Here is a 12447-nt window from a genome sequence, read left to right as displayed (position 1 = left end):
TTTCTTATAATCCTAAATGCGTTTTCACACGATTTTGGGCTTCAAGCTTTGTATCTTCAGGAACGATGTTGTACCAAACGCCATCTACCCGTTGATTGTCACCTTCAAGTGTATATTGTTCAATATTTTTGAGGGATGATTTGTAGTTATTTTGGATGCTCAACATTTCATTGAAACTTAAATTGGTTTCCACGTTTTTACCTAGAGCTTCGAATATATCGTCATAATTGGTAAGTGTCGATAGGCTTGACCCTTTTTTCATGACAGCTTGGATAACCTGGCGTTGCCGCATTTGCCGACCATAATCCCCACGGGGATCTTCCTTACGGATTCGGGAATAAATCAAGGCCTCTTTACCATTTAAGTCTATTGTGCCTTTATTGAAAGTATATCCTTTATAGGCAAGGTCCATATCATTATCGACTGTAACGCCACCAACAGCATTCACAATATCCTGAAAGCCTTCCATATTCATTTTAACGTAATAATCAATCGGAATATCCAAATAGGCTTCCACTGTATTTATCGACATGGCAACTCCGCCATATGCATAGGCATGGTTCATTTTATCATTTATACCTTTACCGATGATCTCTGTACGCGTATCCCTCGGTAAACTCAATAACTCGATCGATTCTTTTTTAGGATTAACCGTCATGACAATCATCGTATCTGATCGACCTGAGTCATTTTCCCTTTCATCCACACCAAGAATCAGCAATGAAAATGGATCTTTGCTTTTGAACTTGATGTCCTCTACCCGTTTATCCGTTTTATGGGCTGTACCCTGCATAGTGCTAATCGCACCAGCTAATGATTGATAAACTGAAGCGCCATAAACACCTGCGCCAATGAAAAGGATAAGAAGGGTAAAGCCGATTATTTTAAACGTTTTGCGTTTCTTTTTCTTTTTTTTATGTTCGGATCTCATTTAATATTCCTCCCTTAACCATCCCACAAAATGGAAGGTGTGAAAAAGTACCTAGTCGGTATTTTTAACTATACCTTTTTTTTGTCAAAAATAGAATAGTTTCTTTTTGTAGTTAGAGTGCATATTTACCTTTTTTCATCCAAAAAAAACGAAGGATTCCAGAGAAACCGAATTCCTTCGTTAGTACATCAGTAGAATGTTTCGTTAATAGTATAACTTCTGAAAAAGAAGCTATGATTCTTTTACATGAAATTGCCAGACTTTAAGAGAAAGTCTGGCAAGTAAATCTTATAGACTTCTATAACCGATGATTTTACTCTTGAAATAAGAGTTTGAAGTAGTACTGATTGTTACTCCCTTGCTTGATGAGGCATGAATGAATTCCCCGCCGCCCAAGTAGATTCCCATATGGCTTACCACTGATTTATTGGAACCCGTTGCAAAGAAGATAAGATCGCCGCTTTTCGGTGAAGTAACCTTTTTACCCATATCATAATATGTGGAAGATGAAAGCCTCGGCACGTCATACCCAGCCTTCTTGAATGTATAGTAAATGAATCCGCTGCAATCGAAACCTGATGGGGAGGAACCCGCCCACGAATATGGTGTACCAATTAATTTTTTTGCTTCGGAAACGAGCTTGGCCACTTTGTTCCCCGAACTTGGGGCTTCCACTTTTCCTTCATCGTTTTTATCAGCTGGGGCAGTACTTGCGGATTTACTTAGTTTTAGCTTTTGCCCCACTCTGATTAAATCGGACTTTAAAGAGTTGATTGATTTAAGCTGAGCTACAGACAAGTTGGTTTTTCTTGAAATCTTGGAAAGAGTGTCACCTTTTACCACAATGTATGTAGACGAATTGACTGGGGTCTGTGTAACATTGGATGGTTTGGAGCTGCCGGGTAAATCAATGGTAGTGGTAGTGGTTGATTTAGATACGATAAGTTTGTTACCTGCATAAATTCTATCGGATTTTAAGTTATTCAGTTTCATCAATTCAGCAAGTGTAAGGTTATGCTTGTTTGCTATCCTGGTTAAGGTGTCACCTGAAACAATGGTATATGTGGTTTTCTTTGTTTTTTTCACGGAAACTGAAGAAGCATTTGATGTTGATGTTGTTTTGGAGTTGGGTGTAATTAATTTTTGATTGATTCTCAAAAAGTCTGATTTTAAGTTATTAAGCTGTTTTAAGTCTTTTACCGTCGTATTATGCTTCTGGGCGATTTTACTTAAGTTATCACCGCTTTTGACTGTATATGTACCGGCAAGGGCAGGAGAAACAAAAGTCGAAGATAAAATGGCTAATGTCGAAAATGCGACAACACTTTTTTTCACGATTTTCCACCTCTAAATATGTCTTTTTCCCTATTCTAACAAAATAAACAGGTTTAAACATATTACATTTTTGTTACATGGGGAAAATAGTAGTATTTTACTGGTTTATATTGGAGGGTTTTGAGTAATGTAATCTACAATATTTTCTATATTGTGAGTCTTTTTTCACATTGAGGAGTTTTGCGTTTTTATTTGTCATTCTCTGTAAAAATGTCCCCTTTTTAGGATGTGCATTTCCATTGGAAAAAATGAAAACCCACTTCGTTTTACGAAGTGGGTGTTTTATTTAAAAAGGAAATCGACTAAATTCCTGCTTGAATTTCCTGTGGAGTATTCATTCCATTTATGGTTAAAGGATGCGATCTTCAGTAATGATTGATCGGCGGCACGGATTTTCTTTAAGAGTTCTTCTGTGGTAGATACCACGGGTCCGGGCATGGAAGAGGAGTAATCCTCCCAGAATCCCCGTTCCTGCACATACTTTTCTAAGTCATATGCAAAGAATATCATGGGTCTTTCCAAGAAAGAGAATTCAAATGGTATCGATGAGTAATCGGTTATTAAAAGATCCGTACTGATAAGCAGCTGATTAACGTGAAATTCACTATTGACAGGGTAAATGAATCCCGGGAATTTATCTTGTAAATCATGCTCTGCATTTACTGCTGGATGCAGTTTTAGCAATAACGCATAATTTTCGCCCTGAAGTTCCTTGTAGAGCAATTCCAAATCAAGTGCAATCTCTCCGCTGTTCAAGCCATCATTACGGAATGTAGGGGCATACAGGATGATTTTCTTATGCTCAAGTTCTGGATACTTGTCCAGCAAAGCATTACGGGCATTTCTTTTTGATTCATCATTGAAAAAGAAATCGGTCCGAGGTATCCCGGTCCTTAGGATATGGGATGCCGGCAGTTGAAAACTTTCTTGAAAAATTTCGGCCATTCTCTCTGAACCTGCCGTAACATAATCGAATTTGTTATATACCTCTAAAAATCTTTTCCTTGCACCGGCTGAACGGTTTTGAATGGAAGGGTCTTTTGCCCCGAATTGCTTAACGGCACCGGCTGCATGCCACACTTGGACACATGTCACTTGCTTTTTGAATGCAATAGCTGAAAGAAAGCCAAAATAATTATCGATGATAATCCACTTTGATGTAGCCAGATGATAAACCGATCGAATCATGGCCATGATATTTTTTGATTCAAACGGAAGGACGATGGTTTCCCCATCGTCCTTAACTTGTATGGAACTGCTCGATTTCATTAAAAATACTTTTTGAATGGAAATGTCCTGCTTGTCCATTTCATTTGCGATATATTGGCAATTGTCCCCGAATGATGTGACAAAGGTCGTTTTGTCATATAAAGGGAAAAGTTTAAAGATAGAGAATAAAACTTTGAAACAAAAAAGATAAATCCCTATCGCGAATTCTTTAGCCATTAGTAACTTGTAAAAGGTCCTCTTTAATTTGGGAAGTCGATATGCCGATTGTTCTTGGAAGGTAGACCACTTCACAAACTTCGGATAATTCATCGAATTGGCCTTTCCAGTCATCACCCATTACAAAGATATCTACACCTTCACGAACGATGTCTTCCCTCTTTTGTTCCCAATTGTCTTCAGGTATAACTTCATCCACATAGCGGATTGATTCAAGGATCATTTTTCTGTTTTCAAAGCTATGATAAGCTTTTTTATCTTTTAAAGCATTGAATTCATCCGTGGAAATGGCAACGATCAGATAATCCCCTAAGTCTTTAGCGCGTTTTAATAGATTGATATGACCCCAATGAAGCAAATCAAAGGTTCCGTAAGTGATTACTTTCTTCATCTTTATTCCTCCTGTACAAATGTATTTATATATTTAATCTTGATGGTCGCAAAAAAAAAGACGCTTCGTTACTTATAAATGATGCTTAGATGTCTTGTCTATCTAATTATAACAAATAAAATTTACAATTGAACCACAAAAATTTTACAATCCTGTTAGATTATAAAGATAATGTAAATTGTAATTTTGGATTCAATTCTATTATTTAATTGGTTGTTTATCAAGAATGAATAACTATAGTTATATTGAAATGATGATAATCAGAGTTTTAGTATAACACATAACTAATTCAGTAAAAGGAAGGTATATTTCATTTATGTTAAAAATCGCGAGGTAATAGACCGGATGTAATTTTTTTGCTAGACTTGTTTAGGTTTCCGAAATCAAAAATGACCATTGTTTGAACTCTTCAATCGATTATTGAAAATTCAAGGCAGAAAATGGGTCATTGTTATAAAATTAATGATATTAGATAAAAGTAAGTTTGAAATTAGATGTTTGTAATCCTATAATATTCTTATTTGGAGCATATGATATGCTTGCTGCCGAGAGGGGAATTTCTTCAAAATGGAGAATTATATTTTTAAGAATAGAAAAACGATGAATGTCCGGCTTATTGATGAAGTTTATTATATAGAAATAGCCATAAAACAGAGTTTTCTTGACGGAATAGAGAGTCACTCTTTTATTTTAACGAATAGATACAATATAGATGATATAATCCATTTGGATTTTCATGTGAAAGATCAAACGGATGATTATTTTTTATTTGAAGTGAAGCTGCCGTATCAACCACTAAAAGATCGCCTTGTTGAGGGTGAAATGTGGGATTTGCATATCCTTCGGGAAATCGAAGGTGCACCTGTTACAAAACGGATTAGAAGTAAAAAACGCCAGTTGAATTTCTTTTCCATTCTGAATGAAGATCGCAAAAAAATGTTTTATCCATTTGCGACAAAAAAAGGTAACCTTTCCTTTTATGCGAATGATTATAAGATGTTTTCCTTTTTTGAAGATATTGAGCTACGAAAGGATGGCACAGTTCATCTTAATGGTCATTTTAATTTTCCTCCATTATTCCAATTGGATGAGCTTGAATTCAAAAAAGTTGAATTACTGGTCAGGAATAATTTAAATGAAGAAGAAGTTATCATACCTTTGACTGGTTTTGAACGTAAAGACCTACTGGAAAGGTTTCCTGGAATCAAGCTTCATGAAAATATCGGTTTTCAAGGCGAGGTCGATCTGAGGTCTGAAATCGATGGAGAGCAGCCAAAGTATTTCATGTTCTATACAGTTCTGCATTATGAAAGAAATGGCGAAATGGAAGAAGTAAGAAGTGTTCGGATGAAATGCAGTACTATAAAGGATCTGCCTGCAAAAAGAATAATTAAAGTACAGAATAAAAAAATACAAATTAAAATAAAAGCAACAAAAATATCGAAGTACTTTTCTTTATCTGCTTCTAAATATAATTTTAAAACGCAGGTTCTCAAAAAAGCGAAAAGTACCTGGGTGAAAACCAGAAGAAGTAAGCGTCTGAGGAAATGGTATAAGTCAGCTTTTGCTGTAATGAGCCTGCTTATTCCAGCCAATAAAAAATTGGTAGTATTCGAAAGCTATCATGGAAAGCAATATAGCGACAGCCCTAGGGCCATATATGAATACATGAAAGTGAATAACCCAGACTATAAACTGGTGTGGAGCGTCGACCGTGCTTCAATGAAGTATTTTGCTCAAAAGGATGTAGAGTATGTCAGACGTTTTTCCATCCGATGGTTATTGATCATGACGAGGGCAAAGTACTGGGTTAACAATGTTCGGTTCCCGTTGTGGATTCCAAAGCCTAAACACACGATATATATTCAAACTTGGCATGGAACTCCCCTTAAGCGTCTTGCGATGGATATGGAAGAAGTTCATATGCCTGGGACCAATACGGATAAATATAAAGCGAACTTCCTGAGGGAAGCGAGTAACTGGGATTACTTAGTTTCACCAAACGCGTATTCCACAGAGATTTTCCAAAGGGCATTCCAGTTCGACCGGAAGATGATTGAATCAGGTTACCCACGTAACGATTTCTTGCATAACTCCAATAATGAAGAAACGATTAATGAGCTTAAAAGAAAATTCAATCTTCCTCTTGATAAGAAACTTATTTTGTATGCCCCAACCTGGAGAGATAATCAATTTTTCAGGAAAGGGAAATATAAGTTTAATTTGGAGCTGGATTTAGCACGGATGCAGGAAGAGCTTGGCGATTCCTATATTGTCATTATGCGAATGCATTATTTAGTGGCCCAGAACATGGATCTTTCCGAATTTGAAGGCTTCGCCTATGATTTCTCTCATTTAGAGGACATTCGCGAACTATATTTGATATCTGATTTACTAGTGACGGACTATTCCTCCGTCTTCTTCGATTATGCGAACTTAAGAAGACCTATGATTTTCTTTACGTATGATATAGAAGATTACCGTGATAACTTAAGGGGCTTCTATTTTGACTTTGAAGAGAAAGCACCTGGTCTTTTGACAAAGACCACAGAAGAACTTATTGAAGAGGTCAGGAATATCGAAAGAAGCAATTTCAAATTGAGTGGACGATTTGAAGAGTTTTATCAAAAGTTTTGCTATTTAGAATGCGGGGAATCCTCTAAACGCGTTGTAGAGCAAGTGTTTGAGAAGAGCAATACTACTGTTTAGAATGGCTTTCAATGTGATCATGAATATACCGGCTGTTTAACAGTCGGTTCTTTTTTTGAAAGGGGAAGCATATGGCATCAATAGTGACGAAAGGGAAAGCTATGCTAACGAGCGCCTATAAAATGGCTTTCGCCGTTGCAGGTAAAGTGTTGCCTGCAGATCAAAAGCTTGTTGTTTTCGAAAGCTTTTTAGGCAAGCAGTATAGCTGCAATCCCCGGGCAATATATGAATACTTGCAGAGTCACCATCCAGAATATAAAATGTATTGGAGTGTAGATAAAAGGCATACATCTCAATTCGAAGGGGCAGGTATTCCATATCTCAAACGTTTTTCACTTAGTTGGCTGCTCAAAATGACTCGAGCCCGCTATTGGGTTACGAACAGCAGGCTGCCGCTGTGGATTCCTAAGCCGAAGCACACGGTCTATTTGCAAACATGGCATGGGACTCCTTTAAAGAAACTTGCTGCAGATATGAAGGAAGTGCATATGCCTGGGACAACCACGGAAAGTTATAAAGAAAACTTCCATGCCGAATCAAGTAAATGGGATTATTTAATATCCCCTAACGCTTATTCTAGTGAGATTTTTGCCCGGGCCTTCAATGTCGATACTTCTAAAATTTTGGAAACAGGTTATCCGCGTAATGATTTACTTTACAATGGAAATAATCGTGATACAATCGATTCATTGAAACGGAAGTTGGGTATACCATCAGAGAAAAAGGTCATTTTATATGCCCCTACGTGGAGAGATGATGAGTTTTATGGCAAGGGGAAATATAAGTTTGAAATTAAACTGGATTTGAATCGATTGAAACAGGAATTAGGGGATGAGTATGTAATATTACTCCGTCTTCATTATTTAATTTCCGAGAACTTGGATTTATCGGCTTATCAAGGATTCGCTTACAATTTATCCAGTTATGAAGATATCAGTCATTTGTATCTAATTTCAGATTTACTAATAACGGATTATTCCTCAGTATTTTTTGATTACGCTAATTTAAAGCGTCCGATGCTTTTCTATGTATATGATATTGAAAACTACAGGGACAAGCTTCGCGGGTTTTACTTTGATTTTGAAACGAATGCACCAGGTTCGTTAGTTAAAACGTCTGATGAAATAATTGATAGTATCAAGGCCATTGAATCAGAAAATACAGTTGAAATGAATCGTTTTCACGAACGGTTTTGTGCACTCGAGGATGGCCAGGCTACACGACGTGTTATAGAAAAAGTGTTTTTAGGAAGGTCTGTGTAATATATGAGTTCAGCTTTGACCGTTTTAAAAGAACAAATCAATAATTTTTATTTGGCAAGGCGTTTGTCTGTTTATGAGGTGAAAAGTGCCAACAGCAGTAACTATCTAGGAATCCTATGGGAGATCATCAGTCCGATGATACAGATTTCGATCTATTGGTTCGTATTCGGGTTTGGGATCTTTAATCGCGGAGAGGAATTCCTACCATGGTTGATGGCAGGGATCGTTGTCTGGTTTTTTGTTAATGCGAGTACAACCCAGGTATCAAAATCTGTCTATTCCCGACTGAATATGGTATCCAAGATGAGCTTTCCGCTGAGTGTCATTCCTACTTATGTCATTTTTGCGAAGCTGTACCAGCATCTTATGCTGCTTGGAGTGATTATCATACTTTTAGGTTTCACTGGTTACCTCCCCACATTTTATATCATACAACTGCCGTATTTTATCGTAGCTACGGTTGCCTTGCTATTTTCATTCGGATTAATTTCTTCAACATTATCGACCATCATTCGTGATGTTCACAATATAATCGTGTCCTTAATGAAAGTGCTGTTTTATTTAACGCCAATCCTTTGGGTAATAGATCCTAAAGATCATCCACTCATCGCTGATATCATGAAGTTGAATCCACTATATTATATTGTGGATGGGTATCGTGCTTCATTATTGGGGGAATCATGGTACCTGATAGTGCATTGGGAATATACGCTTTATTTCTGGGCAGTCGTAATCATCTTGTTTTTGATAGGTTCCACGCTGCATGTCAGGTTTAGAGATCGCTTTGTTGACTTTAAGTAAACGGAAGTGAGAAAATTTGGAAAAATCGGTTATAGTCAAAGACGTTACGAAAAAATATAAATTATATAATAAAAGCTCGGAAAAATTATTGGATCTCCTTTTACCGAAAAGCTATGGAGAAGAGTATTTTGCTCTGAGGAATGTTAGTTTTGAAGCGGAAAAGGGTGATGTGATCGGATTTGTCGGTGTCAACGGTTCCGGGAAATCAACCTTGTCCAATATTATTGCCGGCATTATCCCCCCAACGGATGGAAATGTCCAAACCAACGGGAAACCGGCATTGATTGCCGTTGCATCGGGCCTTAATAATCAATTGACGGGCAGGGAAAACATCGAACTGAAAATGCTGATGCTTGGATTCGACAAGAATCAGATCAAAGAACTGGAGCCTGAGATCATCGAGTTTTCAGAGCTTGGTAAGTTCATTGATCAACCAGTGAAATCCTACTCAAGCGGGATGAAGTCCAGACTTGGTTTCTCGATTTCCGTGCATATCGATCCAGATATCCTGATTATTGATGAAGCCCTATCAGTCGGGGATAAAAACTTTGCTGAGAAGTGTTTAGAGAAAATGAACGAATTTAAGGCAAAGGGCAAAACGATGTTCTTTGTCAGCCATTCAATCGGTCAGATGAAGAAATTTTGCCAAAAGGCTTTATGGCTTGAATATGGAGAGTTAAAGGCATACGGTGCCATGAACGAAGTAATGCCACAATATGAAGCATTCTTGAAAGAATATAACGCCATGTCTAAAAAAGAGCAGAAAAAATACCGTGAAGAACAAATGAAAAGGCGCAGTTCCGCACTGGTATGAAAGTGAAAAGCAGACCCGGGCTTCGGGTCTGCTTTTTTTAGTTAAGCACTTCATCATAAGCTTTCTCAAACCGCTCGGCAGCTGAAAGGTGGGAGTATTCGCTTTCCATTTTATATCTTGCTTTCGTAGCTAACTTTGTTGCATATTCAGGATCATTAAGCAGGTTGGAGATGGCTTTCGCAAGTGCTTCTTCATTTTTTTCAGCTACTAACAGACCATCTTCACCATCAATGAGAATCTCCTTTAAACCTCCGATTGCACTTGCGATGACGGGTGAGCGACAACTCATCGCTTCTAAAGCGGAAATGGAAGTCGCTTCTTCCACCCCATGGGAATGAACGCTTGGGATGAGTACGATGTCCGATGCTTCATAGAGGTTATGCATTTTCTCGAACGGCACTGAACCGAGAAAAAGTACGGAATCTGATATTTTGATCCTGGCTGCAGTTTCCTCAAGCCGGCTTCGCTGTTCACCCGTACCTGCATAGACCAATACTGTTTCAGGATGGTTTTCCAGCACCTCCGGCAGAGCAAGAAGCGGGTAGATGACGCCGTTCTTTTCCGTCATTCTTCTCGGAACGAAAAGCATCTTTTTATGTAGAGGTATTTGAAAGTCCCGGCGAGTTTGCTCCCGCTTTGCTCTTTCCGGTTTGAAAGCAGACACGTCAATGAAGTTCTTGATCGTATCCGCCTCTATATGTGCCAAGTGATTGATATAGTCTTTGATCCTTTGATCGACCGTCACTACTTTTGCAGCGGACTGATATGCTTTTCTTTCTAGTTCGCGAATGGTCAAATCTTCTTCACTGTCCGGAAGAAGGGCGCCCCTGCTGACTGCCTCGAATGAATAATACCCATGGACGGTTTGCACCGTCGGTATCCCGGATTCGATGGAGGCAAGCGTTGCGAAAATGTCTTGAGCATTAATGACATCATAGTTCTTTTTCAAGGCTTTAATAGATGAAGCCAATAATTTTTGGCGTTGCCGGTCATTGAAAAGCTGGCCGCTCCCCTGTTTTACTTTATTTAATAAAAATCCTGGGGCCTGGGCGAGCATCTTCCTCTTGAAAGGGGGTAATTGTGAGAAAGATAATATGTCCACATGATGTCCCCGTGACATTAACCCCTTTTTTAACGTAGTGATATGACTCGATAGCCCTCCTTCATGAGGGTAGTTGAAAATCGTTGTGATTAAAATGTCCATAGTAGCACTCCTTCTTCTAATGCATTAATTTGATGATTTGATCCTTTTCAGCGCTTGCAAGCTGCTTACTTTAAAAAGAGTGGATAATGCGAGATATAATCCGAATACCAGCAGCGAGATGATCACTAATTCCATGATGATGGGCAACTTTAGGGTAAGCGGGTGGATCCAGAGAGCCATTCCGTAAATGATGGCTCCGATGATGGTAAGCTTGCTGCTTTCCTGAAAAACATCCCTGAAAGCGGCCTTGTCCGCTCTTGCTGTCTTCAGCCATAGATAGACGAAAAGGTAGAGAGATTGCAGGAGCATGGAAATACCCGATGCTAAAGCGATTCCACCGACGCCGAGATAACGTGATAGGACCCAGCTGAGCAGGACGTTAAGCAATACGGCAATCAGGCAGGAATACATCGCCACTTTCGTTTTCTTCAAGGCGTAGAAGGCGTTCATCAAATAATCCCTCAGTGCAAAGAACGGGAGGCAAGCTGAATAAAAGATGAATGCCCTATAAGTCATTTCGGTTGCTGAAGCATCGAAAGCCCCACGTTGGAAAGCCAGAGTGATTAAGCTGTTTCCGCTGATTAACATGACGACCATGAACGGAATCGCTAAAAACAACAGCGATTTCAACCCCTTTAAGGTCAAATTAAGGAAAGATTGATAGCCTATAAGCGCGCGCTCGACGATTGAAGGGTACAATACGGTAATCAGCGGCGTGAGGACAATGCTTAATGGCAGCCACAGCAGGCGATTCGCATAGTTCAGGGCCGATACGCTTCCGGTTTCGAGCGAGGTCGCAATAATCCGATCGACGACACTATTCAACTGGATCGCCAAAGCGGCGATAATGATTGGATAAAAGGTGCACAGTGTTTGTGCGATCTGCCGTTTATGAGGCAGGAAAGAGACGATGGGCCGGATTCCGTACTGCTTCAATGATGGGTATTGAATAAGGAACTGGCTTGCTGCACCGAACACAAATCCCCAAGCCAAGCCTTCAATCCCAAACGGAGCAGCGAACAGAATGGTGGCTGCGATAATGACCGTGTTTTGTGCAGTGGAAGTGAGGGCCGGCAGAATAAAGCGCTTATTCGCATTTAGGACCCCCGTCGCCATGTAAGAAAGCGTGAAAAATAGTAAACTTGGCAGCATGATCCGGGTAAGTGACTCCGTCAGGGCCAGCTCCGAATCAGAGAAACCCGGGGCCGTCAACAAGACGAGCGGCTTTATGAAAAGCATGCAGGCAATGGTCATGACTGCGGCTACCAGCATAAAGAAAGAACCTAAAACACTGATGAATTCATCAGCTTTCAAAGGGTTATCCGCCTTCTTTTCCAAGTAAATGGGAATAACGCCGGCCTGAAGACCGCTGCCGAGAGCCGTAAAAAGAATGGTTGGTATGAGGCTTGCCACGAAAAAAACATCTGCCATCGATGATGCCCCGAAATAGGCGGCTATGATCGATTCCCGCCCGAATCCGAGGACTTTTCCAATGGCTGCAATAATGGTGACGAGCCCGACCGATTTAATGACATGTGAAAGAGTAGGCATATT

At 39.4% G+C, this 12447-nt stretch carries 9 protein-coding genes and 1 pseudogene; 4 read left to right on the top strand and 6 right to left on the bottom strand.

The window, feature by feature from the left end; genetic code table 11:
* Positions 1–4 precede the first annotated feature (4 nt).
* From ABC374_RS24250 to tagD, 4 genes are all read right to left on the bottom strand, one after another.
* Positions 5–931, bottom strand: a complete 927-nt coding sequence (locus tag ABC374_RS24250) for an LCP family glycopolymer transferase (RefSeq protein ID WP_101223786.1) — start codon at positions 929–931, stop codon at positions 5–7.
* Positions 932–1219: 288 nt separating this feature from the next.
* Positions 1220–2266, bottom strand: a complete 1047-nt coding sequence (locus ABC374_RS24245; protein WP_350300645.1) for a C40 family peptidase — start codon at positions 2264–2266, stop codon at positions 1220–1222.
* A gap of 282 nt (positions 2267–2548) precedes the next feature.
* A complete protein-coding gene (locus ABC374_RS24240; protein ID WP_413019993.1) occupies positions 2549–3712 on the bottom strand; it encodes a CDP-glycerol glycerophosphotransferase family protein in 1164 nt (387 codons plus the stop codon).
* Positions 3705–4103, bottom strand: coding sequence for a glycerol-3-phosphate cytidylyltransferase (tagD, locus tag ABC374_RS24235; RefSeq protein WP_350300643.1), 399 nt, complete (start codon positions 4101–4103; stop codon positions 3705–3707). The genes ABC374_RS24240 and tagD overlap by 8 nt, the downstream gene beginning before the upstream one ends.
* A 567-nt stretch (positions 4104–4670) precedes the next feature.
* Between tagD and ABC374_RS24230 the strand changes: the two genes are divergently transcribed.
* The 4 genes and pseudogenes from ABC374_RS24230 (at position 4671) to tagH (ending at position 9689) form a co-directional block, all read left to right on the top strand.
* Positions 4671–6812, top strand: coding sequence for a CDP-glycerol glycerophosphotransferase family protein (locus tag ABC374_RS24230; RefSeq protein WP_413019992.1), 2142 nt, complete (start codon positions 4671–4673; stop codon positions 6810–6812).
* A 59-nt stretch (positions 6813–6871) separates the two neighbouring features.
* Positions 6872–8074, top strand: a pseudogene (locus ABC374_RS24225) (CDP-glycerol glycerophosphotransferase family protein); the annotation flags it as partial.
* A 3-nt stretch (positions 8075–8077) separates the two neighbouring features.
* Positions 8078–8875: an ABC transporter permease gene (locus tag ABC374_RS24220; RefSeq protein WP_350300641.1), complete on the top strand. Its 798-nt coding sequence runs from the start codon at positions 8078–8080 to the stop codon at positions 8873–8875.
* Between the two features lie 16 nt (positions 8876–8891).
* Entirely contained in the window at positions 8892–9689 is a 798-nt protein-coding gene (gene tagH / locus ABC374_RS24215; RefSeq protein WP_350300640.1) for a teichoic acids export ABC transporter ATP-binding subunit TagH, read from the top strand.
* Positions 9690–9726: 37 nt separating this feature from the next.
* Here the strand turns inward: tagH and ABC374_RS24210 are convergent, their stop codons facing one another.
* Both ABC374_RS24210 and murJ read right to left on the bottom strand, forming a co-directional pair.
* A complete protein-coding gene (locus ABC374_RS24210) occupies positions 9727–10893 on the bottom strand; it encodes a glycosyltransferase family 4 protein (protein ID WP_413019991.1) in 1167 nt (388 codons plus the stop codon).
* Positions 10894–10917: 24 nt separating this feature from the next.
* On the bottom strand, positions 10918–12444 hold the full coding sequence (murJ, locus tag ABC374_RS24205) for a murein biosynthesis integral membrane protein MurJ (protein ID WP_413019990.1): 1527 nt from the start codon (positions 12442–12444) through the stop codon (positions 10918–10920).
* Between the last annotated feature and the right edge of the window lie 3 nt (positions 12445–12447).

Source organism: Peribacillus phoenicis (genome assembly GCF_047238085.1).
Taxonomy (GTDB): Bacteria; Bacillota; Bacilli; order Bacillales; family DSM-1321; genus Peribacillus.
Note: the sequence above shows the minus strand (reverse complement) of the source record. Positions and strands in the feature narration are given on the sequence as shown.

Coding starts and splice junctions, on each gene's coding strand:
- ABC374_RS24250 (WP_101223786.1), bottom strand. CDS start 931: ATGAGATCCGAACATAAAAAAAAGAAAAAGAAACGCAAAACGTTTAAA.
- ABC374_RS24240 (WP_413019993.1), bottom strand. CDS start 3,712: ATGGCTAAAGAATTCGCGATAGGGATTTATCTTTTTTGTTTCAAAGTT.
- tagD (WP_350300643.1), bottom strand. CDS start 4,103: ATGAAGAAAGTAATCACTTACGGAACCTTTGATTTGCTTCATTGGGGT.
- ABC374_RS24230 (WP_413019992.1), top strand. CDS start 4,671: ATGGAGAATTATATTTTTAAGAATAGAAAAACGATGAATGTCCGGCTT.
- ABC374_RS24220 (WP_350300641.1), top strand. CDS start 8,078: ATGAGTTCAGCTTTGACCGTTTTAAAAGAACAAATCAATAATTTTTAT.
- ABC374_RS24210 (WP_413019991.1), bottom strand. CDS start 10,893: ATGGACATTTTAATCACAACGATTTTCAACTACCCTCATGAAGGAGGG.
- murJ (WP_413019990.1), bottom strand. CDS start 12,444: ATGCCTACTCTTTCACATGTCATTAAATCGGTCGGGCTCGTCACCATT.